The 23340-nt window shown below is 52.6% G+C and carries 20 protein-coding genes and 1 riboswitch; of the genes, 18 read left to right on the plus strand and 2 right to left on the minus strand.

The window, feature by feature from the left end; genetic code table 11:
• Nucleotides 1–4: 4 nt before the first annotated feature.
• The 12 genes from MUB23_RS12025 (at nucleotide 5) to MUB23_RS12080 (ending at nucleotide 14049) form a co-directional block, all read left to right on the plus strand.
• On the plus strand, nucleotides 5–1717 hold the full coding sequence (locus tag MUB23_RS12025) for an oleate hydratase (RefSeq protein ID WP_244800816.1): 1713 nt from the start codon (nucleotides 5–7) through the stop codon (nucleotides 1715–1717).
• Between the two features lie 557 nt (nucleotides 1718–2274).
• Nucleotides 2275–3609, plus strand: a complete 1335-nt coding sequence (gene gdhA / locus MUB23_RS12030; RefSeq protein ID WP_244800818.1) for an NADP-specific glutamate dehydrogenase — start codon at nucleotides 2275–2277, stop codon at nucleotides 3607–3609.
• A 159-nt stretch (nucleotides 3610–3768) separates the two neighbouring features.
• Nucleotides 3769–4449, plus strand: coding sequence for a 4'-phosphopantetheinyl transferase family protein (locus tag MUB23_RS12035; protein WP_244800819.1), 681 nt, complete (start codon nucleotides 3769–3771; stop codon nucleotides 4447–4449).
• The gene (locus MUB23_RS12040; RefSeq protein WP_244800821.1) at nucleotides 4431–5270 is read left to right on the plus strand and encodes a putative manganese transporter; all 840 of its coding nucleotides are present in this window, start codon (nucleotides 4431–4433) and stop codon (nucleotides 5268–5270) included. Before MUB23_RS12035 ends, MUB23_RS12040 begins: the two co-directional genes overlap by 19 nt.
• Before the next feature lie 76 nt (nucleotides 5271–5346).
• A complete protein-coding gene (locus MUB23_RS12045; protein ID WP_244800823.1) occupies nucleotides 5347–6471 on the plus strand; it encodes an MGDG synthase family glycosyltransferase in 1125 nt (374 codons plus the stop codon).
• Nucleotides 6468–7097: a glycerol-3-phosphate acyltransferase gene (locus tag MUB23_RS12050; protein WP_244800825.1), complete on the plus strand. Its 630-nt coding sequence runs from the start codon at nucleotides 6468–6470 to the stop codon at nucleotides 7095–7097. Before MUB23_RS12045 ends, MUB23_RS12050 begins: the two co-directional genes overlap by 4 nt.
• A gap of 41 nt (nucleotides 7098–7138) precedes the next feature.
• Nucleotides 7139–7858, plus strand: a complete 720-nt coding sequence (locus tag MUB23_RS12055; protein ID WP_244800827.1) for a pseudouridine synthase — start codon at nucleotides 7139–7141, stop codon at nucleotides 7856–7858.
• 44 nt (nucleotides 7859–7902) lie between these two features.
• A complete protein-coding gene (gene ligA / locus MUB23_RS12060; RefSeq protein ID WP_244800829.1) occupies nucleotides 7903–9879 on the plus strand; it encodes an NAD-dependent DNA ligase LigA in 1977 nt (658 codons plus the stop codon).
• A 21-nt stretch (nucleotides 9880–9900) separates the two neighbouring features.
• Entirely contained in the window at nucleotides 9901–10785 is an 885-nt protein-coding gene (locus tag MUB23_RS12065) for an MBL fold metallo-hydrolase (protein ID WP_244800830.1), read from the plus strand.
• A 36-nt stretch (nucleotides 10786–10821) separates the two neighbouring features.
• Nucleotides 10822–12192 (plus strand): MATE family efflux transporter, encoded by a 1371-nt coding sequence (locus MUB23_RS12070; RefSeq protein WP_244800832.1) that lies wholly within the window; start codon nucleotides 10822–10824, stop codon nucleotides 12190–12192.
• Nucleotides 12193–12215: 23 nt separating this feature from the next.
• Nucleotides 12216–12416: a hypothetical protein gene (locus tag MUB23_RS12075; protein WP_244800834.1), complete on the plus strand. Its 201-nt coding sequence runs from the start codon at nucleotides 12216–12218 to the stop codon at nucleotides 12414–12416.
• A 38-nt stretch (nucleotides 12417–12454) separates the two neighbouring features.
• Nucleotides 12455–12550: riboswitch (purine riboswitch) on the plus strand.
• Nucleotides 12551–12645: 95 nt separating this feature from the next.
• On the plus strand, nucleotides 12646–14049 hold the full coding sequence (locus MUB23_RS12080) for an NAD(P)/FAD-dependent oxidoreductase (RefSeq protein WP_244800836.1): 1404 nt from the start codon (nucleotides 12646–12648) through the stop codon (nucleotides 14047–14049).
• A 63-nt stretch (nucleotides 14050–14112) separates the two neighbouring features.
• Here the strand turns inward: MUB23_RS12080 and MUB23_RS12085 are convergent, their stop codons facing one another.
• The gene (locus MUB23_RS12085) at nucleotides 14113–14919 is read right to left on the minus strand and encodes a histidinol-phosphatase HisJ family protein (protein WP_244800837.1); all 807 of its coding nucleotides are present in this window, start codon (nucleotides 14917–14919) and stop codon (nucleotides 14113–14115) included.
• Between the two features lie 319 nt (nucleotides 14920–15238).
• Here MUB23_RS12085 and MUB23_RS12090 point away from each other — a divergent pair, with 319 nt between their 5' ends.
• Complete coding sequence (locus tag MUB23_RS12090; RefSeq protein WP_244800839.1) at nucleotides 15239–16351, plus strand: aminopeptidase; 1113 nt, start codon at nucleotides 15239–15241, stop codon at nucleotides 16349–16351.
• A 148-nt stretch (nucleotides 16352–16499) separates the two neighbouring features.
• Here the strand turns inward: MUB23_RS12090 and MUB23_RS12095 are convergent, their stop codons facing one another.
• Entirely contained in the window at nucleotides 16500–17402 is a 903-nt protein-coding gene (locus MUB23_RS12095; RefSeq protein ID WP_244800841.1) for a LysR family transcriptional regulator, read from the minus strand.
• Nucleotides 17403–17594: 192 nt separating this feature from the next.
• Here MUB23_RS12095 and MUB23_RS12100 point away from each other — a divergent pair, with 192 nt between their 5' ends.
• From MUB23_RS12100 to MUB23_RS12120, 5 genes are all read left to right on the plus strand, one after another.
• Nucleotides 17595–18626: a Bug family tripartite tricarboxylate transporter substrate binding protein gene (locus MUB23_RS12100; protein ID WP_244800843.1), complete on the plus strand. Its 1032-nt coding sequence runs from the start codon at nucleotides 17595–17597 to the stop codon at nucleotides 18624–18626.
• A gap of 85 nt (nucleotides 18627–18711) precedes the next feature.
• The gene (locus MUB23_RS12105) at nucleotides 18712–19194 is read left to right on the plus strand and encodes a tripartite tricarboxylate transporter TctB family protein (RefSeq protein WP_244800845.1); all 483 of its coding nucleotides are present in this window, start codon (nucleotides 18712–18714) and stop codon (nucleotides 19192–19194) included.
• A gap of 8 nt (nucleotides 19195–19202) precedes the next feature.
• Complete coding sequence (locus MUB23_RS12110) at nucleotides 19203–20723, plus strand: tripartite tricarboxylate transporter permease (RefSeq protein WP_244800847.1); 1521 nt, start codon at nucleotides 19203–19205, stop codon at nucleotides 20721–20723.
• Complete coding sequence (locus tag MUB23_RS12115; protein ID WP_280515732.1) at nucleotides 20644–21714, plus strand: nitronate monooxygenase; 1071 nt, start codon at nucleotides 20644–20646, stop codon at nucleotides 21712–21714. The genes MUB23_RS12110 and MUB23_RS12115 overlap by 80 nt, the downstream gene beginning before the upstream one ends.
• 9 nt (nucleotides 21715–21723) lie before the next feature.
• On the plus strand, nucleotides 21724–23331 hold the full coding sequence (locus MUB23_RS12120; RefSeq protein WP_244800851.1) for an acyl CoA:acetate/3-ketoacid CoA transferase: 1608 nt from the start codon (nucleotides 21724–21726) through the stop codon (nucleotides 23329–23331).
• The last annotated feature ends 9 nt before the right edge of the window (nucleotides 23332–23340 follow it).

The raw sequence follows: 23340 nt of genomic DNA on the forward strand, positions 1-23340 counted from the left end.
TGGAATGAAAAAGAGATATTGGAAAAAAGTTTTAGTGGCGGGCGGGGCTGTAGCGGCGGCAGCCGTTGCGAAGAAAACTTATGAGAAAAAGGCGCGCAGGCAGCATCAAAAAGAAGTGGAAGAGAGTCTGAGAAAGAGGAATTACGGGGAGCGCCAGGCGTACATATTGGGGAACGAATTGACTGCTCTCTCAGCGGCCGTCTATTTGATTCGGGATGCCAGATTTCCTGCGGATCACATTCACATTTTTTCTAAGGAGCCCTATGTGAAAAATGATTTTGTTCCGGAAACCGGTTTTGTCTGCCAGAAGATTTGCTTTTGCGAAGAACAGACCTTTGAAAATTGCTGGGAATTATTGAATTCCCTTCCTTCGGGAAAGAAACGGCCGAAGACCAGTGTAGGAGAGGAAATCCGTAAGTTTTCTGAGTCACACCCCATTCACGCAAAGGCAAGGCTGGTAGATGAGACAGGAAAGATCGTCGATGCGGAGAGCTTGGGCCTGAATCAGGAAGAACGGGTGCGGATTGCCAAACTGCTGATGTCCGGAGAAGAAGAACTGGAGGGGCAGACCATTGAGCAATGGTTTGCGTCGTCTCATTTCTTTACGACAAATTTTTGGCACCTTTGGAGCAGTACCTTTGGAATTCGGGAGAAAAGCGGCATTATGGACTTCCGGCGCCTGCTTCAAAGGAAGGTGCTGAATTTCGGTGACTTGGATACGATGGATTGGATGCGGCAGCCGCCCTATGCTCCTCAGGAGGATTTTTATCTGAATTTGTGGTCCTACCTGGTGAAAAAAGGCGTGATTTTTGAGGTGCAGAAGGGCGTTGAATCGATCGATTTAACCGAAGACGGAGTGCGCGCGTGCGGCTTATGGATAAGGGAAAAAGAAAACGTATCGCATCTAAAACTGGCGGAAGATGATCTTCTGATTGTAACGGACGGCGATGGGAGGCACTGGTGTGAAATGGGAGATTGGAACCGTCCCGCCGTCCTGCCGCCGGAAAAAAAGCATCCGGCACAAAAGAGCTTTTGGGCTCTGGCGGCTCAAAAACGGCCGGGGCTTTTAGGGAGCCCGAATGTCTTTTTGGGAAATCCGGATCATACGGAAGAAATTCAATTCACCTTGACCAGCAGGGGAAACACGATCCTTCGGAGAATGGAAAAGTTCACCGGAAATCAGGCTGGAACAGGCGGGTTCGTTACTCTGAAAGATTCCCCCTGGAAGATTACGCTGATCGTGCCGGTCCAACCCTACTTCATGTGCCAGCAGCCGGAGGAAACCGTGATACTGGGATTTGGGCAGGCACCGGAATGTCTGGGGAAAAAGGTGAAAAAGCCGATGCGGGAGTGCGCCGGAAAGGAAATCTTCGAAGAGATTCTGGCCTGTCTTCATTGGGAGGACATCAAAGATCGGGCGGAGAGGGAGATCATCAATCTAACGATGGTCCGGTGGCCTTATGCCCGCGCGCCGTATGAGCCGCATTCGATCGGAGACCGGGTCTCTGTGATGCCGGATCCCGACGGGAATCTTGCCTTTGCCGGATGGTTCTGCGAGATGCCGGAGGAGATTGCCGGCGGCGAGGAATGCAAGGTCCGTTCCGCGCGCATGGCGGTTTATTCCCTGCTGAAGATCGACAAAGAGATTCTACCGGTCACCCCTTATCGGAAGGACGCGAAGATTTTGGCTAAGGCGTTATATGCGGTATACCGATAAGAAGGAGCGTTTTATGGAGCGGCGGAGGAGCCCACGAAAAAATAGCTGATGAATGGAAATCTGACGATCTGCAAAGCGCAAGGCCAAAGGTCTTGCGCTTTGCAATTCCCATCCCCTTATGATGACTCCCTTTTGATCCGTTCTGCAAGCGGAAATATGGAAAAAATATGAGAATATATAAAAATATTTAGCAAAATAATAAAAAAATATGACCTGCTCAAATATAAGAAAGATAAATAGGGAAAGAGTTTGTTTCCATAAATAAAATTAAGAAAGAACTTAATAAAATAAAGTGTTGTGCCGGAATCTTCCAGGAAGGCAAGAGATATTTCCTGCTTTTTTAACAGAAACTTTATTTCTAAATCCGAAAAACGACTGCAACTTAATTTAATTAAATTTTTTAGTTGACAAACTAATTTTCTTATTGTATACTTTTTACCAATATGGGAAATTAAAAAAGACCGTAAAAAGTCTTTCTTTTTTTCCAACCTGTTACATCAATAGATTGCAGTGATATTTCGTTATTGCAAAAAAGTATGAAAGTGAGGAGAATGAAGATGTTGTACACGGAAGAAGTTATGGAATTGTTAAAAAAGATAAACCCTGGCGAAGCAGAGTACCATCAGGCCGCAGGTGAGTTTTTGGATTCGATTCAGCCGGTCATCGAAGCGCACGAAGAAGAATACCGCAGCGTCCGTCTGCTGGAGCGCTTGCTGGAGCCGGAAAGATGTATTTCTTTCCGTGTGCCGTGGGTGGATGACAAAGGGCAGGTTCAGGTACATCGCGGATACCGCGTACAGTTCAACAGCGCTCTGGGGCCGTATAAAGGAGGCCTGCGTTTTCATCCCAGCGTAAACGGCAACACCATGCGTTTCCTGGCTTTTGAACAGACCTTTAAGAACGCGCTGACCGGCCAGGCCATCGGCGGAGGCAAGGGCGGCGCAAACTTTAACCCGAAGGGAAAATCCGAGCGGGAGATCATGGCGTTCTGCCAGAGCTTTATGACAGAACTCTACAAGTATATCGGACCGGATGAAGACGTGCCTGCCGGAGATATCGGCGTCGGCGGCCGGGAGATTGGCTACATGTTCGGCCAGTATAAGCGCCTGACGAATCAGATGCACGGAGCGCTGTCCGGAAAGGGTCTTGCCTCCGGCGGATCTCTGGTCAGAACAGAAGCAACGGGCTACGGCCTCCTTTATATCTGCGAAGAGATGCTGCAGGCTGCGGGGAAGACCGTGGAAGGAAAGACCGTTTTGGTTTCCGGATCCGGCAACGTTGCCACTTATGCGGTGGATAAGGCGACTCAGATGGGGGCAAAAGTTGTGACGGTCAGCGACTCCAACGGATTTATTTACGATCCGGACGGAATCCGTGTAGATGTGGTAAGAGAGATCAAGGAAGTCCGCCGTGGACGGATCAGCGAATATGCCGATCTGGTACCTTCCGCCAGCTACTATGAAGGAAGAAAAGTCTGGGAGGTTCCCTGTGATATCGCGCTTCCCTGCGCCATCCAGAATGAGATCAATATCGAGGATGCGAAGAAGCTGGTGGAGAACGGCTGCTTTGCCATTGCAGAGGGTTCCAACATGCCGATTACCCGCGATGCCACGATCTACCTGCAGGGGCAGGGGCTGCTGTTCATGCCGAGTAAGGCGGCCAATGCCGGCGGCGTGGCGGTATCCGCCCTGGAAATGGCCCAGAACAGCTCCAGAAAGAGAAGAAGTTTTGAGAAGGTCGATGCGGATCTGCACAAAATTATGAAAAATATCTATGCTCAGGTCGCCTTGGCCGCTGAGAAGTACGGCCATACCGGAGACTTTGTCATGGGAGCCAACATTGCCGGTTTCCGTCGGGTGGCAAAGGCTATGAGAGAGCAGGGCTGGGTATAAAATATTCGTGATACGTTTACCATCATCCTTATCATATAGTACAGGAAAAACCGTCGGGATACCGGCGGCTTTTTCTTGTTTTTTTCAAGAAGGCCTGTTTCTTCCAGTCAAAATATGGTACACTAATACAATCCGTTTAAAAGAAGGAGGAAGCCGTGTATGATACAGACAGCCTGTATGGATGTCAGGTGGTTGGAAGAGGAGGCTCTTTTGGCATCCTATTCCCGATACGTATCCGAACGGTGCCGGGAAAAGCTGCAGCGTCTCCGCCCGCTTTCCTCCCGCGCCAAAACCCTGGGCGCCGAGTTATTGCTCTGGGAAGTGCTCCGGCGGCAGGGAAAACAGGCGGACCGTGAAATCATGGAACAGGAAGGCGGGAAGCCGTATTTCCCCCAGACGCCGGAGATCAGTTTTAATTTGTCCCATTCCGGTGATTTTGTGGCCTGCGTGGTATCGGATCACGCGGCCGGTGTGGATATCCAGGAAGTCCGCCCGCAAAAGGCGGATGTGGCAGGGCGGTATTTTACCGAAAGGGAGAGAAACTATATTGCAGAGTCCGGGCAGCCGGAACAGGCATTTATTGAGATCTGGTCTCTGCGGGAAAGCTATATGAAAAAGACAGGGGAAGGGTTTGCTTTGCCGCTTGGCGAGTTTTCCATTGAGACCGGCGATGAGATCCGGGTCATCCGGAACGGGATCCGGCAGCCGGAAGCGTTTCGGCTCTGGCATCCCATTCCGGGCTATGTGTTGACGGTCTGCGGTGCGAAGGACATCTCCCCTCAGGTCTTACATGTGACTGAAATAGAAGTGAGGAACAAGGAATGGAATGGGGAGAATTGATTGATACTTTTTGGGAGGCAACCAGCATGGTGCCGTTTTTATTTGCGGCGTTTTTGCTGGTTGAATGGATTGAAAAAAAGGGGCAGGAGAAATTTGCGCGTGCGCTGAGAAAGACGAGAAATGCCGGCCCGGTGATCGGCTCGGCTCTGGGTTGTATCCCTCAATGCGGTTTTTCCGCGGCGTCCGCCAATCTTTATGCCGTGGGACTGGTGACGCCCGGCACGCTGCTGGCTGTTTTCATCTCCACCTCGGATGAGGCGATTTTGGTTATGATGGCGAATCCCGCTGGAATTCCGGTGATCGGCAAGCTGATTCTCTGCAAGATTGTAATCGGCATTCTTGCCGGTTATCTCGTGGATTTCTGGAACAAAAAGTATCCGCTGGGAAAACCCAAGAGAATCGAACAGCTTTGTGAAAACTGTCATGACGAAGAGGAGAGCATATTCCGGGCGGCTCTGGAGCATACAGTGAAAATTTATGCGTTCCTGCTGATTTTAATGCTGGGTTTGGAAGTTCTGATGGAGCTTGGCGGAGCGGAGCTGGTGAACCGGCTGGCTTCGGGGACCGAACTGTGGCAGCCGTTTGTGACCGCTGCGATTGGGCTGATTCCAAGCTGTCTGCCGTCGGTGGTTCTGGCGGAACTGTTTTTACAGGGAGCGATTTCCTTCGGCGCCGTGACGGCCGGGCTGATTGCGGGCGCAGGCGTGGGAGTAGCCGTGTTGTTTCGATCCAATCCGGATAAGAAAGAGAACATCAAGATCGTCGCGATTCTTTATGGGACCGGCGTGATTTTTGGGATATTGATACAGCTGTTCTTTTGACGGATGGGAAAGAGCGGGGCTGCCGCAGGAAAACCCAGAAAGACTCTGGTGAGAAGAGGAGCAAAGTCAGGAGATTATGAGAATATTGATTTTATCCTGCCATACGGGGGAGGGCCACAATATGGCGGGAAAAGCCATTGCCGAGGCGGCGGAAGCCCGCGGGCATGAGGCGGTGCAGATGGATATCATGATGCTGTCGGGCCGCACGACCTCCAGGATGGTCGGAGGAGCATACGTAAAAATTGTACAGCACATACCGGCTTTTTTTCGTTTCCTGTACTGGATCGGCGGCGTGATCAGTTCGCCGAAGCGGAAATCGCCGGTATACTACGCCAACGCGCTGCTGGCGAAACCACTGGCCCGCTTTTTGGAAGAGAATCCATTTGATGCGATTGTGACCTGCCATCTCTACGCGGCAGAAACCTTAACTTACATGAAGAAAAAGGGGATGCTTTCCCAGAAATTCATTTCGGTACAGACGGATTACACCTGTATTCCATTCTGGGAGGAGACCGAGTGCGACTATTATGTGATACCGCATCCAGATTTGGCCGAAGAATACGCATCCCGCGGAATTCCACGGGAAAAGCTGCTGCCTTATGGAATTCCGGTACGCCGGATGTTCCGGGGAACCCTGGACCGGGAATTAGCCAGACGGCGCTGCAATCTGCCGCCGGAAAAGCCGGTCTTTTTGGTCATGAGCGGCAGTATGGGCTTTGGTAAGATTCAGCTGTTTGTCCCGGAACTTGCGAAAAGCTGCAAGGCCGGGGAACAGATTGTGATCATCTGCGGCAACAACCGGAGGCTGGAACGCCTCTTGCGCCGCCTGTATCATTCCAATCCGAATATTCATGTCCGAGGTTTCGTGCGGCGGGTGGGAGAATATATGGACGCCTGTGACGTGCTGTTTACCAAGCCCGGCGGCCTGACCAGCACGGAAGCGGCGGTGAAGAATATCCCGATCGTACATACGTCCCCGATCCCCGGCTGCGAGGAGAGGAACCAGGAGTTCTTTTCTTCCCGCCGGATGTCGATTGCCGCCAGAGGCTTGCGCGAGCAAATCCAGGCAGGACAGTGGATCTTAACGGAGGACGGCCTGAAAGAGCGAATGCGGCAGGCACAGCGGGAGAATGTCCGGCCGCGGGCGGCGGATGAGATTGTCACGCTTTTGGCGCGTCTTTCGGCGGAGGAGAAGGGATGATGTATTTGTTTTGGGCGGTGGCCGGATATCTTTCCGGCTGTGTGCTCTACGGATATCTGCTGCCGAAGTGGTTTTGCCGCGTAGATGTGACAAAGCAAAGCCCGGACGGGAATCCGGGCGCCGCCAATGCTCTCCTGTATGGAGGAAAAGCAGTGGGAGCATTGGTGATCCTTTTGGAGCTGCTGAAAGCCTTTTTACCGGTGTATCTGGCGGCCAGGGTTCTGGACGTGACGGATTTCCGGTTTGGACTGGTCATCGCGGCGCCGGTGGCTGGGCATGCCTTTCCGTTTTGGCGGAAGGGAAAAGGAGGAAAATCCATCGCGGCTTCCTTCGGCGCGCTTCTGGGGCTTTTTCCGAATCTTGGCCCCGTATTGGTGTTGGCTTTCTTTTACTTGCTGTTTTCCCTGGTTTTGGTAATCCGGCCCCATTTTTTCCGTTCGGTTTTGGTTTATGCCCTGCTGAACATCAGCAGTTTTATCCTGGAAAAGAATCCGGCGTTTCTATTGGGAATGGTGCTGATCTCTCTGATCGTGATCGGCAAGCATTTTGTACGTTACCACGGGGAAAAATTTGCCTTGCTCTTATTTGGAAAACGGCTTTTGCTCGGAACCAAGGAACAGGCATAAGAGAAGAAAATTGTCTTATACTAGAGAAAGAGGGAAATCGGATGGAACCGATGCGGCTAAATAAGTTTTTAAGCTCCGCGGGCGTTTGTTCCCGCAGGGAGGCGGACCGGTGGATCGAGGAAGGCCGGGTGCTGGTGGACGGCAAAACGGCGGAACCGGGACAAAAAGTGGATGAAAACAGCGAAGTGACGGTGGACGGCCGAAAGGTAGGGCAGAGGCGGGAGGAGGTTCTTCTTGCCGTCTATAAGCCTCAGGGGATCGTCTGCACCACAGCGGAGCACCGGGGGGAGAAAAATATTGTGGATCTGGTCCATTACCCGGAGCGGATCTATCCGGTGGGGCGGCTGGATAAAGCCTCGGAGGGCTTGATATTGATGACGAATATTGGGGAAATCACAGATCAGATCCTGCGGGGGAGCAATTACCACGAGAAAGAGTATCTGGTAAAGATCGACCGGCCGGTTACCCTGGATTTCCTGAATCAGATGCGGAGCGGCGTGCCGGTTTTGGACACGGTCACCCGGCCGTGCCAGGTAAAGAAGGTGGGGCCGGACAGCTTTCGGATCATCCTGACCCAGGGGCTGAACCGCCAGATCCGGCGGATGTGCGAGGCGCTGGGATGCCGGGTGGTCTTTTTAAAACGGCTGCGGGTAATGAATATCACATTGGGCAGCTTAAAGCCCGGAGAATACCGGAAGATTGAAGGGGACGAAAAGGAACAGCTTTTCGCGCTTCTTGGCGGCGTCCGGCCGAAAAAATAGAGAAAAACAGGCGCTTATGGATCAGAAATAAGCGGGAGGCAAAGATGGAACAGACAAAGATGGAACGGATGAAGGAGCTGGTGGATCAGCTAAACGCGGCATCTCTTGCTTACTACCAGGAAAGCTCTGAAATCATGTCAAACTATGATTATGATAGACTCTACGACGAACTGCTGAGTTTGGAGAAAGAGACCGGCATTGTGCTGTCGGCAAGTCCGACGATCCACGTCGGCTATGAGCTGTTAAGCCAGCTTCCGAAGGAAGCCCACGAGTCGGCGATGCTGTCTTTGGACAAAACCAAGGATATCGAGGCGCTGCGGGAATGGCTGGGAGAACAGGAGGGACTGCTTTCCTGGAAGATGGACGGCCTGACCATTGTCCTGACCTACCGGGACGGCGCGCTTGAAAAGGCAGTAACCCGCGGAAACGGGGAAATCGGCGAGGTGGTGACCAACAATGCGCGGGTCTTTAAAAACGTACCTTTAAATATTTCCTACACCGGGGAGCTGGTGCTGCGGGGAGAAGCGGTGATCCGGTATTCGGATTTCATGCGGATCAATGCGGAGCTGGAGGATGAAGGAGAGAAATACAAAAACCCCCGGAACTTGTGCAGCGGTTCCGTGCGCCAGCTGAACAATCAAGTAACTGCAAAGAGAAGTGTTTGTTTTTATGCCTTTACTTTGGTCAAGGCGGAAGGCGTGGATTTTAACAATTCCAGGTCCGCTCAGCTGGAATGGCTCCGGAGTATGGGATTCGATGTGGTCTACTATGAGCATGTGACCAGGGAGAACGTGGCTTCCAGCGTCATCTCATTTGCCGGGATGGTGACGGAAAACGACCTGCCGTCGGACGGACTGGTGCTGACCTTTGAGGACATCGCCTATGGGAAATCCCTGGGCCGGACCGCTAAATTCCCCAGGGATTCCATTGCTTTTAAGTGGAACGATGAGCTGGGGGAGACGACGTTAAAGGAGATCGAGTGGAGCCCGTCCCGGACCGGTCTGATCAACCCGGTGGCGATCTTTGAGCCGGTTCAGCTGGAAGGGACCACGGTCAGCCGGGCCAGTGTTCACAATCTGAGCATCCTGGATACGTTAAAACTGGGAATCGGCGATAAGATCACGGTATATAAAGCCAACATGATTATTCCGCAGGTTGCGGAAAACCTGACGAAAAGCGGTCCGGTGGATCCGCCGGAGCAATGTCCGGTCTGCGGCGGCCGGACCGAGGTGCGCCAGACCACAGACGTCAAGTCCCTGTACTGCACCAACCCGGACTGTCAGGCCAAGAAAATCAAAAGCTTCGCCCTGTTTGTCAGCCGGGACGCCATGAATATTGACGGCTTGTCCGAAGCTACTTTGGAAAAATTTATCGGTGCCGGTTTTGTGAAAAGCTTTGCCGACCTATTTTTCTTGCAGGAGCATGAAGAAGAAATCACCTCCATGGAGGGGCTGGGAAAGAAATCCTTTGACAATCTGATGGCTGCGGTGGAAAAAGCGAAGCACACCACGCTTCCCCGTCTGATCTACAGCCTTGGCATCGCCAATATTGGCCCGGCCAATGCCAGGATGCTCTGCCGGGCTTTTGGCTATGATATCGGCCGGATTCGCCAGGCGACCCAGGAAGAGCTGGTGGCGGTGGACGGCATCGGCGAGGTGATCGCCGAAGGAATCCGCGAGTATTTTTCAAAGGAAGAAAATAAAGAACTGGTGGATGCGCTGCTTGCGATTTTAGATTTGGAAAAACCAGAGGAAGAGCCGGCGGAGAAACCCTTGGAGGGGAAAACTCTCGTTATCACCGGGAGTCTGACCCGCTTTGCCAACCGGAAAGCGTGCCAGGAGCTGATTGAAAGCTTGGGCGGCAAGGCGGCGGGAAGCGTCAGCAGCAAGACCGATTATCTGATCAACAACGACACCACCTCCGATTCCTCCAAAAATCGGAAGGCCAAGGAGCTGGGAATCCCGATTTTGTCCGAAGCGGATTTTCTGCGTCTGATCGGCCGGGAAGAAATCGGGGAATAAGCAAAGGAGAAGACCGCGAAGATGTACGAACGAATCAGCGCCGGGGAGCGGACCGATTGGATTTCCTGCCCTTCCCGGATGGGAATTTACCGGATCAGCGACCGGAAGGTCTGTCTGATCGACAGCGGAAACGATAAGGACGCCGGAAAAAAGGTGCAGAAGATTTTGGCGGAGCAGGGCTGGGAGCTGGAAATGATTCTTAACACTCACTCCCATGCGGACCATATCGGAGGAAACCAACTGCTTCAGCAGCGCCTGGGCTGCCGGATCTATGCGCCGGGGGCGGATGCTGTTTTCGTCCGCCATCCGGAGCTGGAGCCCTCTTTTCTCTTCGGCGGATATCCGATGAAGGAGCTTCGGAATAAGTTTTTGATGGCCAAGGAGAGCAAGGTGGAGGAGCTGACGCCGGAGGTTTTGCCGGAAGGGATCGAGATGCTTCTTTTGCCGGGCCATTCCTTTTCCATGGCTGGATTTCATACCAGCGATGATGTCTGGTTCCTGGCCGACAGCCTGACTGGCGAAGAGGTTCTGGAGAAATACCATGTCTCCTTTCTCTACGACGTGAAGGCGTATCTGGAAAGTCTGGAAAAAGTGGAGGAGCTTTCCGGAAAGCTCTTTATACCCGCCCACGCAGAGCCGCGGGAGGATATTCGCCCTTTGGTACAGAAAAACAGGGAAAAAGTCTTGGAAATTGCGGAGGTCGTGCGGGAGAGCTGCCGGACGCCGAAAAGTACGGAAGAGGTGATTCAGGCTGTTTTTGAGCGGTATGATTTAAAGATGGATGCAGTTCAATTTGTGCTCGCTGGCAGCACAATTCGATCGTATCTGTCCTACTTGAGAGAAAAGCAAGAGCTTTTTCTCCGCTTTGAAAGAAACAGGCTTCTTTGGGCATGGGAGGAGGGCTAAACGCCGTCCTCTTTTGCCGGATTTTGGGGGGATTCGATGGATCAGAACAAAGAACATAGCCGACTGTTCGGCAAGCTGTCTCCGGCAAAGCTCTTTTTCCGGTGCGCCGTTCCCAGTATGATCAGTATGGCGGTTACTTCGCTGTACACCATCGCAGACGGCATTTTTGTTGGCCATTTTATCGGAGCGGAAGCTTTGGCTGCCGTGAATCTGGTGATGCCTGTGATCATGATCAGCTTTGCCCTTGCCGACATGGTGGCGGTGGGCTCCTCTGTGCAGATTTCAATCCGGCTGGGGGAGAAACAGACAGAAGAAGCCTGCCGGATTTTTTCTTTTTCCTGCGGGATCATTCTGGTGATCGCGGTTTTCGTCGGTCTGACCGGCTATTTTGGGGCCGGTTTTCTGGTCGCGGCTCTAAAGGCGGAAGCCCTGGTGGCGGAGATGGCGGGAGAGTACCTGAAGGTTTACGCAGTGTTTTCTCCGCTGGTCATGTGCTTTTTTGCGGTGGACAATTACTTAAGGATCTGTGGGCGGATGCGCTACAGCATGTGGATGAATGTCGGAGTGTCGTTAGCGAACATTGGGCTCGACGCGCTGTTTGTGGCTGGATTCGGCTGGGGGATCTGGTCGGCGGCCCTGGCTTCCTGCCTGTGTCTTGCCGCGGGCACCGGGATTTCTTTTTATCCGTTTCTGCGAAAAAAGCTGGTGCTCCGGTTTACCAGGGGAAGCCTCAGACTGCGCACAGTCGGGAATATCCTGGCCAACGGCAGTTCCGAGTTTTTTTCCAACATCACCAGTTCGGTCTGCATGGTCTTGTTCAACGTGGTGCTGATGAATCTGGGAGGCTATCTGGCGGTGGCGGCGTTCAGCGTGGTCATGTATGTGGACAGTATTGTAAAATCCCTGCTCTTTGGAATGAGCGATGCGCTGCAGCCGGCGATCAGTTATAACTATGGGGCAGGAGAGAAGAAGCGTGTCTTTGCCCTGGAAATCCGGGTCCAGGCGGCGGCACTCGTAATTTCCGCAGGCGCCATGGCCGGTATGCTTTTGGGCGCGGACGGCCTGTCGATGCTGTTCGCTGAAAAGAACGACAAGGAATTAATCGCGATGAGCGCCAGAGCCATGCGTCTCTTTTCCCTGTCCTATCTGTTTAGCTGGTGCGGAATTGTGTCCAGTTCATTTTTCACGGCTCTGAACCGGCCGGCCTTTTCTTTGGTGATGGCCACCAGTGAGACGCTGGTTTTGCCTCTGATCGGGCTGATGGTTCTGCCGGGGATCTGGGGGCTGGACGGCGTCTGGCTGACCTCCCTTGCGACCGGCGTGATTGCCGCCGGGCTGGCGGGGATTTTGATGGGACGGACGGTCCGGAAAGTGAAGTCGGAGAGCGCGGGGCCGGATCCCACGTAGATCAGAAAGGAAGACGGGAAATCATGAAGTTTTATGCGGCATTTTTAAGAGTGGGAATGGCAATCAGCGCGTTTTTGCTGGCGCTGGTCATTTATAACTTTTTCACCGGAGCGATCAATGAAAAGCTCCAGCATAACGGCGTCAGCGCAGTTCTGATCGCCGGTTTTGGAATCGCCATCGCTGCTTTTGCGCTGTTGGAGCGGAAGCTAAAAAAAATATCGTGACAAGAGTCCCTACTTGACAGAAGAGCCCTTGTCATATAGAATAGTAACGGAGTGCGACATATATAAATTCATAAGATGGTTGAATGTTTCTACCAGCTGCCGAACAGCTGACTATAAGTCCGCTTCCTGTCCCAGGGGAAGCTATAGTCTTTGCCCGGCAGCTGGTTTGGTTTTTTTATTGCGGTCGAGGTTTCTGGGGATTTTGAATTCGGAATAGGAGGAGACGAACGTGAAATACGACATTGTAATCATCGGGGCCGGTCCCGCCGGCATTTTTACCGCTTTGGAACTGATCCGGGGAGGAAGCCGGAAAAAGATGCTGATCGTAGAAAAAGGAGTTGCCATCGAGCACCGAAGCTGTCCGAAGGAAAAGACGCATAAGTGTGTCAACTGTAAGCCTTACTGCCATATCACGACGGGATTTTCCGGGGCGGGCGCGTTTTCCGACGGCAAGCTGTCCTTAAGCTATGAGGTGGGCGGAGATTTTCCGACGCTGGTCGGGGAGTCATTTGCCCAAGATCTGATTGACTATACGGATAAAATTTATCTGGAATTCGGCGCAGACGAGCACGTGGAGGGGCTGGGCCAGAGCGAGGAAGTCAAAGACATCCGCAAGCGGGCCATCAAAGCCGGGCTGAAGCTTGTGGACTGCCCGATCCGCCATCTGGGGACCGAGAAGGCGCAAATGATTTATTATTCTATTGAACAGTACCTGCTGGATCACGGGGTGGAGATCTGGTTTGGCCAGGAATGTCAGAACCTGATCCTGGAGGATGAGGTCTGCAAAGGCGTGATTTTGTCGGAGAAAGGCGTGGAGCGGGAGGTCTTTGCCGATAAGACCATTATTGCCACGGGCCGCCGGGGCGCCGACTGGCTGGATCACATTTGTGCCGAGCACAATATTGCGCATCAGCCGGGAACGGTCGATATCGGAGTCCGGGTGGAAGTCCGGAACGAAGTCATGGAAAAAGTAAACCGGGTGCTCTACGAATCCAAGCTGATCGGCTATCCGAAGCCCTTTAAAAATAAAGTGCGTACGTTCTGCCAGAACCCCGGCGGTTTTGTCAGCCAGGAAAATTATGACAATGACCTGGCCGTGGTCAATGGCCATTCCTATAAGGAGCTGAAATCGGACAACACGAACCTGGCGATCCTCTGCTCCCATAACTTTAACCAGCCTTTTAACCAGCCGATTGCCTACGCGCAAAAAGTCGGCGAGCTGACCAACATGCTGGGCGCCGGCCATATCCTGGTGCAGCGCTACGGCGATATCCTCGACGGAAAGCGCACCTGGCCCAAGGAGCTGATGTTTTCCAATGTAAAGCCGACGCTTCCCGATGCGGTGGCTGGTGACATTACGGCGGCTATGCCGTATCGGGCGATGCTGAACATCATCAACTTTATCGCAGCTTTGGATGAAGTGGTGCCGGGCTTTGCTTCCGAGGAAACCCTTTTATATTCCCCGGAGCTAAAATTTTACAGCAACCGGATCAAGATGGACGAAACCCTGCACACCAGCATCACCGGCCTTCACTGCCTCGGCGATTCCAGCGGCTGGACCCGCGGGCTGATGATGGCTTCTGCGATGGGCGTCCACATGGGGCGCCAGATCCTGGAGGCAGAGAAGCGCTAAAAGAAAATTCCCATCCGGCGGCGGATCATCCGCGCTGAGATGGGAATTTTGGGTTTGGAGATATTAATCCGAAAGCGGCAAAAATCTGGGTTTCCTGCCCTCAAAAACAGTATAGTACCGAAAGCCGCAGGATGCCAGCAGTCCTTTCAGCATATCGAAATTACCTCCCACATGTTCTTCTGCATGGGCGTCGGAACCCAGGGTTAGAATTTCACCCCCTAGTTCCCGGTAGCGCAGTAGAACATCCGGGTGTGGATTGGGGAAACCAAGTCCGGCGCGAATTCCGGATGTATTGCATTCCAGACCCTTTCCCTTATCGATCAAAGTTCGAAGGATCTCATCCAGCCAATCTCCGTAGGCTTCGTAGGAATAACAGGCGGCCTTGGCAGGCCCATAGCGGATCACATAGTCGATGTGGCCGGCTACGTCATAGCAGTTGTATTGTCTCAGGTTTTCCAGCTCCTCCTCAAAGTAGATCCGGTAGGCGTCCTTTTCGGAAATTCCCTCAAAGAATTCTTTTTCATATGGGTCCAACCGGCGGGAGACATGGGTGGAGCCGATCACAAAGTCAAAGGGGTATTGAGCGATATAGGCCGGGAGCTTCTCTCCCAGATGCGGCTGCAAACCCAGCTCCACTCCGATGCAGAGCTGGATTTTCCCCTGATACTTTTCTCTCAGGGGCAGGACCTTTTGCATATATTGATCGGTGTCAAGTAGAAAGTCATATTCCCCCGGCGGAAAATCAAAGTCTTGATGGTCGGTCAGGCAGAGCGTTTTCATTCCGAGGGAAATTGCCTTTTCGATCTGTTTTTCCGGCGGCGTCTCCGAGTCGCTGGAAAAAGAGGTGTGAACGTGAAAGTCAGAATACATGAAAGATACAATTCCTTTCTGGCCCGGCTGTTTCCGCTGGAAAACAGCGAGATAAAGTGTGTGGGCGCTCCCCAGCGGAGCGCTTTTTGTTTCATAGAATTTTCCGATGAAACAAGAGACACGACATTACCGCCGCCATGGTAAGAATAGTAGATTTATTAAAATTTGTCAACTAGTTGCCGGATTTTGTAGAAGGCGGATCTATCTTTAATCTGGAAAGCCGGGATATTTGTCTCCGCCCCCTTTACAAATTTGGATTCATTGGCGATAATAGATCCAGAGAATGGAAATCAGCTTAGTCAAAAGAAGGAGAACAAACATGGATAAACGGATTCAAACCTTGGCACATAACCTCATCCACTATTCCTGCCGCGTCCAGCCGGGAGAGAAGGTTTATATCGAGTATATCGGCTATGATACGACGGATCTGGCCCGACAGCTCATTAAGGAAGTCTATGCGGCCGGCGGCCTGCCGTTTCCCCACTTTCAGGACCCCCGCATCCGCCGGGAACTGATCATGCACTGTACGGAGGAACAGCTTGCCTTGATGGCTCGCCTTGACAGCGAGGAGATGAAGGAGATGAACGCCTATATCGCGGTGAGGGGCGCGGACAATATTTCCGAACTCTCCGATTTGCCTTCCGACCGGCAGACTCTCTACTCAAAGCTGTACCAACGGCCGGTGACGGATATCCGCGTCAATGATACCAAATGGGTGGTACTGCGATATCCCAATGCTTCCATGGCCCAAGCGGCCGGGACAAGCCAGGAAGCCTTCGAGGATTTTTATTTCGATGTCTGCAACCTGGATTACTCCAAGATGGCGGAAGCCATGAAGCCTCTGGTGGATCTGATGGAGCGGACCGACCGGGTGCGCCTGGTGGGGCCCGGCACCGACCTGCGCTTTTCTATTAAAGGGATTCCCGCCATACCCTGCGCCGGTGAGTGCAACATTCCGGACGGGGAAGTGTACACGGCTCCGGTCAAGGATTCCGTGGAGGGCGTGCTGTCCTATAATACCCCGTCGGTGGAACAAGGATTTACCTTTGAAAATGTGAAACTGACCTTTGAGAAGGGAAAGATTGTAAAGGCGGAGGCCAATGATACGGAGCGGATCAACCGGATTTTTGACACCGACGAAGGCGCCCGCTATGTGGGGGAGTTTGCGATCGGCGTGAACCCTTATGTGCTGGAGCCCATGAAAGATATTCTGTTTGACGAAAAGATCATGGGATCGTTCCATTTCACGCCCGGCTGCTGCTATGAAGATGCCCCGAATGGAAACCATTCTGCGATTCATTGGGATCTGGTGTGTATCCAGCGGCCGGAATACGGCGGCGGGGAAATTTACTTTGACGATGTCCTGATCCGAAAGGACGGCCGGTTTGTGCTGACGGAGCTTTCGGGGCTGAATCCGGAGAATTTGAGATAAAGACAGGGGACCGTAAAGCACGCTGCTCGATAGGACACAATAATAAATGCCGGATGACAAACCAGTTCGTGAAAAAGCGAGCTGGTTTTTTGGTTCCTCAAAAATCCGTTTCAGAAAAGGGAAAGGCAATTTGTTTCTTGGGAGACGGTCACTCGGAACGCTTCCCGGACGGGCGAAGTGCCTGCCGCCGGATGAATTCCAAAAAGCGTGAGACCGCAGGCGTCGGGGAGACATACGAATGATAGGCCATATATAAGGTACGGCAGCAGTTTTCTTCAAGGGAGATCCGTTTGATTCGCATGCCGGACAGGGAAGGCACATTTGCCACCAATGCAATTCCGAACTGCTCGGCCACCAGCGCGGCGATGGCATCTTCATCCGGCGCTTCCAGGATAATCTGAGGGCTTACCTGCGCCTGATCCAAATAATCGAAAATCAGGTTCCGCAGGCCAGATTCCTTGGTGTAGGTAATCAGAGGATAGGTGGCAAGATCCGCCAGCGGCAGGCGGTCCCGGTTCGCCAGCGGGTGTTCCTCCGGAGTGATGAGCACGATTTCTTCTTGCAGGACCGGAAGATAGGAGATAAAGGCGGGTGCCGGCACGCGCATACAAAAACCTACGTCCAGGTAACCTTCGGATATCCCACGGATGATTTCGGCGGAAGTGGTTTGGTGAAGATGAATGGATAAATCTTTATTTCCCGGCTGATCCAAAAAGGCGCGGACCTTTTTCGGAATAAATTCCCTGGAAAGCGGGGCATTGTAGGCGATGTCGATATGGCCTTCCGAGCTGCTGGCAAATCGTTTTACTTTTTCCGTCAACGCGTTCAAATCATAGAGCAGAGGAGTGAGATTTTCATGATAATATTTTCCGTATCTCGTCAGTTCCACATTCTTTCCCTTGCGGTCAAATAGATAGAGCCCCAGTTCCTTCTCTAGTTTTCCAATGGCGGAGCTTAATGTGGGCTGAGAGATGTTCAGCGCCTCCGCGGCCTTGTGAAAGTTCAGCAGACTGGAAACCTTTTGGAAATAAATGAGTTGCAGCAGTGTCACGGCACGTTCTCCCTTCTGTAAAATCATTAAGACCAGTATACCAGAAATAGGAGAAAGGACAATAGATTTTATCTATCAATCAGGGAAAAAAACGGTATTATCCAAGGAAAAAATAGCGTGATATACTGATGCTATCAGAACAAATCCAAAGACTGCAGTCATGGAAAAAGTTTGCTTAATAGGAGAACGCATATGAAAAAATGGATGACCGTAATGGCAGCCGGGCTGATGTCCGCCGCTTTGCTGGCAGGCTGCGGCAGCAATGAAACAAGCACTCAAGCCGCAAAAACTGGAAATCAGGATACGACAGCTGCGGGAAAAGCAGAGAGTGGGTTTCCGAGTCAGAATATCAATGGAATTGTTCAGTGGGGAGAAGGGGGAGGAACCGATTCCCTGATGCGCCCTCTGGCAACCCTTGCCGAGAAATCTCTGGGCGTCAGCATTGTTGTGCAGAACAAGACAGGCGGTTCCGGCTCGATTGCCACCCAATATGTCTATGACAATGAGGCGGACGGTTATCATCTGCTGATGGGAGCCGAGAACCCTCCGTTATATGAAGCCCTTGGAATTTTGGATCTGACCTACGACGATTTTGACTGTGTTATGCTGATCGGGGACGAAACCACGGGCGTTGCCGTATCAAAAAATTCGCCTTATCAATCTCTGACGGATATTGTCAACGACGCACTGGCAGGCAAGAAAATCACCCTGGCTACCACCGGGACCGGAGGCCTTCCCTGGGAGGTCGGTGCTCTGATTAAATCCGTGACAGGAGCGGAGTTCACTCAGGTGCAGTATGAGAATGACGCGGCGGCCAAGGTGGCGGTTCTCGGCGGCGAGTGCGATTTTACCATCTGCAAAATTCAGTCGAGTATCGAGGAATATACCTCCGGCGATTTGAAGATGCTCTGCATGCTGGCCACCGAGCCTGTCGCGCTGATGCCGGATGTCCCGCTGGTCACCGCTGAATACCCGGATTTTGAGCAGTACCTGCCCTGGGGGCCTTTTTACGGGATTTTTGTAAAGAAAGGAACGGATGCGGAGATTCAGAAAACTCTTTCCCAGGCATTCAAGGAAGCGTTCGATACCGAAGAATATCAGGAAATCCTGAGCCAGTTTTATATTAACCCTCTGGGGCTAAGCGGCGAGGAGGCGGCGGCCTATCTGACAGAATGGAAGACCAACACCATCGATGCCCTGACCAAGGCAGGCGCAGTGGAATGAGGTGCCTGGCGCCCCGGATCCCTTCTGCTTCGGGGCGCCAAACATTATTTACGTCTGCTCGTTTGAATCATGGAAGGAGGCCATAATGGAAGAAAAGAAAGAAACATTTAAATCCGGAGAAAAAGGATTTGCCGTTTTTTGGCTGCTGATTGGAGCATTCTTTTTCTACCAGTCCTGGCTGATGTACCGGGAGTCTCCATCGGCGGAGTCCCATGGAGCTGTCCCCTTGTTCGTCAGCGGACTGATTGTAGTGTTTTCGATTATCATCCTGGTGATTGATAGAAATAAGGTATCGGAGAATCACGGGCGGAGCGTGGGCGCTATGTTGAAAGATACGTTGGAAAAGACATTGCCAAAGGATATTGTAATCACGCTCCTGATGATTTTATTTTACTGCATCGGACTTTTGGAAGGACTTGGATTTTATATCGCCACGCCGGTTTTTTTGTGGGCCGCGATGTCTTATTTGATGCGCAAGGATTATCTGAAGAATCTGTTGTGGACCGCATTGTGCGTAGGCTTTATTTTTGCGGTATTCAGCACTCTGTTTAAAGTCGTGCTGCCATAGGAGGAAAAATGGAAAATTTACAGTATTTACTCATTACGTTTACGGACCCGATGCTGCTGCTGTTGGTGGCGGTCGGCTGCTTCGCCGGTGTGTACATCGGAGCGATTCCGGGGCTGTCGGCGGTGATGGCAGTATCTTTGCTGGTGTCCTTTACCTATGGATGGGAAACCTATTCAGCCATCGCGCTGATGATTGGAATTTTTGTGGGAACCGTATATGGAGGATCCCGTTCCGCCATTCTGCTGAATATCCCAGGCGCTCCGGCCGCTGTGGCCACTTCACTGGACGGCTACCCCATGGCTCTTAAAGGAGAGGCAGGGAGAGCCATGGGGATTGCCACGACCCAGTCGGTGATCGGCACGCTGCTGGGCATTGCGGCCTTGGCCTTTTGCGCGCCGCTTGTCGCCAAATTTGCCATGAATTTTTCATCCGTGGACTATTTGCTGCTGGGACTTATGGGCATGATGATGGTGGGAAGCCTGAACTGCAAATCCATTTTCCGGGGACTTCTCACGGCTGCCTTGGGCGTGCTGCTGGGAACGGTCGGAATGGATACGATGACAGCGGTGCCCCGTTTTACCTTTGGAATCAGTTATCTGAACGCAGGAGTAGATTACGTGGTGGCTATGATCGGCTTTTTTGGAGTTTCGGAGGCTTTGATCCAGATCCGCTCAAAGGATGTAAAGGCGGTCAAACAGAAGGTGGATAAGATTATTCCCTCCTGGGATACCATCCTGAAATATGTTCCTTTGACGGTCCGTTCGTCCGTGGTGGGGGCTGTGGTGGGAGCCCTGCCAGGCGCCGGCGGAGATATTGCCGCTCTCCTGACGTATGACCAGGCAAAGCGGACCGTGAAGAATCCGGAGGTACCTTTTGGAGAAGGGGCGGTGGAAGGAATCGTTGCGCCGGAGGTCGCCAATAACGCGGCCATCGGCGGAGCGTTTATCCCGATGCTCACGCTGGGAATTCCGGGCGACGCTGTCACGGCCGTCATGCTGGGCGCTTTGACCATCCATGGCCTAAAGCCCGGCCCCAATCTGATGAATACCACGCCGGACCTGTTTTATCTGATTGTCAGCTGTTTGGTGGTAGCCAGTATCTGCCTTGTGTTTTTTGGATTGACCGGGGTAAAGATTTTTACCAAGATCGTGGAGCTTCCCAAAGGAATCCTGCTTCCTCTGATCATAATTCTGTCTGTGGTAGGGTCCTATGCCATCAATAAAAATTTGTACGATATTTTTTGGATGTTGGGATTCGGCGTGCTGGGATATTTTATGAAACACTTTGAATACCCGGTTGCCCCCTGCGTTCTCGGCATTATCCTGACTTCCCTGCTGGAAGAAAATTACCGCAGAGGAATTGTGCTGAAAGAGGGCGTTTTGGGATTGGCGGGCAGTATTTTTACCAGCCCCCTGTCCTTGATTCTTTTCCTATTGATTGTGTTCATGTTTGCGACACAGACAAAGCCCTATAAGAGGTGGAAAGGCAAAAGGAACGAAGCAAAGCAAAAGAAAAAAGCTGGAGTTTGAAAGAGCTGAATCGGTTAGAAAGGAAAATAAAATGATTCGAACAAAAATGACGGAACTGCTTGGGATTGAATATCCCATTCTTTTGGGGGCGATGGCCTGGATTACAACGGCTGGTTTGGTAGCCGCTGTCTCCAACGCCGGAGGGGCCGGCGTGCTGGGATCCGGCGGCCGTGACGATACCTGGGTCAGAGAGCAAATCCAAAAGACCAAAACTTTGACAAACCGGCCTTTTGGAATCAATGTTTCTTTGGCTACCACGCCGATGCGGGATAAGATCGTAGATGCGATTATCGAGGAAGGGATTGATTTCGTCACCCTCGGAGCAGGGGACCCCCGGCCTTTCATCGGACGTTTTAAAGACGCGGGCATTAAAGTGGTTTGCATCATTCCGAACACCAAACTGGCGAAACGGGTGGAAGCTGCGGGAGCGGACATGATTGTGATTGAAGGAATGGAGTCCGGCGGCAGGATCGGAAATCTGACGACGATGGCGCTGATGACGAATGTGATTCCGGAGGTGCAGCTGCCGGTTGCAGCGGCCGGCGGGATCGTCGACGGACGGGGGCTGGCGGCGGCATTGGTCATGGGGGCGGACGGAATCCAGATGGGGTCGCGTTTTCTGCTGGCCAGCGAGTGTGAGAGCCATAGATCCAATGCGGAGGCGATTATCCAGGCGACGGATACGGACAGCTGCACCATCGGATGGTCAAGAGGGAAGGGGCTGAGAGGCCTGAAAAACCGGTTCGCCGAACGGTATCTGGAGATGGAAACCTCCGGAGTACCCACGGAAGAGTTGGGAAAATATGTGCAGGGGTGCAGCCGGAGAGTGGCGGACTTGGGACAGGGGGAAGAGGAAACAAACGGGATTGTTCAGGTCGGAGAAGGCTTGGTCCCCCTGAAAAAGATCCAGCCCGCGGCGGAGATTATCCGAGAGGTAATGAGGGAAGCAGAAGCGATTTTAAAAAATGCGCCTGCTCTGGTGCAGGAGTAGGAGGGAAAAATGAGTAAATTGCGGGAAAAACGAAGAAAAAGCAGAGTGCCGGTGCTGTCGGCCGCGGAAGCCGTACAGATGATTCCGTCCGGCGCGGTGGTTGCATTTACTGGGGCCGGAGGCGGAATCGTGGAGCCCACGGAGCTGATCCTGGCATTGGCGGAGCGGTACCGGAATACCAAGGCTCCTCAGGACCTGACCTTGATGGCGATGACAGGGCTTGGCGACCGGGGAGACCGGGGGCTTTCCCCCCTGGCCCAGGAGGGGCTGTGCCGCAGGGCGATTATCGGCCATTGGGGACAGTCGCCCAGGATTGCCGAGATGGCGGAGCGAAACGAGATTGAGGCATACAATTATCCCCAGGGCGTGATGTGCCAGATGTACCGGGCCGCCGCCGCCGGGCAGCCAGGCGTGCTGACCCATGTGGGGCTGCACACGTTTCTGGATCCCCGCCAAAAAGGCGCAAAGCTAAACGACAGGACGACAGAAGATATGGTTTCCCTCACAGAGATAGACGGGAAGGAGTATCTTTTCTATCGGGCCGTATGCCCGGATGTCAGTATCATTCGGGCGTCGACGGCGGACACGGAAGGCTATTTGACCATGGAAGATGAAATCACGCCGATGGATGTCTATCCTTTGGCGGAGGCGGCGCATAACAACGGGGGGCTGGTCATTGCCCAGGTGCATCAACTGGTGAAAAAAGGGACGCTCCATCCCAAGCGCGTGGTGGTTCCCGGCTACCTGGTGGATGCCGTGGTGGTGGTGCCGGACCAGCCTCAGCTGTATGGAACGCCGGTCAGCAAATTTATCTCCGGCGATCTGATCGCGGATGACAGCCGGCAGGAGGCTTTGCCCCTGACGGAACGGAAAGTCATCGCAAGGAGAGCCCTGATGGAAGCCTCTCCGGGAGATGTGGGAAACCTTGGCGTTGGGATTGCCGATGGAATTGGAAATGTAGCCAATGAGGAAAAGGTAGGGGAATTCATCACTTTGACAACAGAGCATGGGGCCATCGGAGGGGTGACCTTGCAGGGAATCGCATTTGGGGCCAGCGTCAACATGAAGGCGGTGATCGACTCTGCATCTCAGTTTGATTTTTACGACGGCGGAGGCCTGGATATCTGCTATGTCAGCTTCGCCGAGGTGGATCAAATGGGGAATGTCAATGTACACCGGTTTAACGGCAAGATCATGGGCACGGGCGGATTTGTCAACATTTCTCAAAACAGCAGAAAGATTGTTTTTTGCGGTACGCTGAAATCCGGCGGCCTGCGCACCAAAGTGGGGGAGGGAAAAATTGAAATCCTTCAGGAGGGTCGGTTCGTGAAACTTCTCCCGGAGGTGGAGGAAATCACTTTCCACGCAAAGGAGGCGGTGAAAAGCAGAAAAGAGGTCTGGTATGTCACGGAGCGGGCGGTTTTCCGTATGACGGAGACGGGGATCGAACTGTGTGAGATTGCGCCCGGCCTGGATATGGAAAGGGATGTCATCCAACATATGGGATTCCGTCCGCAGATTGCAAAACAGGTAAAGACGATGGACGCAAGGCTGTTTGAGTCACAGCCCATGAATCTAAAGCAGGATTGGGTAAAAAAATATGGAGAGTTGGATTAAGGAGGCATT

The organism is Cuneatibacter sp. NSJ-177 (assembly GCF_022867805.1).
Taxonomy (GTDB): Bacteria; Bacillota; Clostridia; order Lachnospirales; family Lachnospiraceae; genus Pseudolachnospira.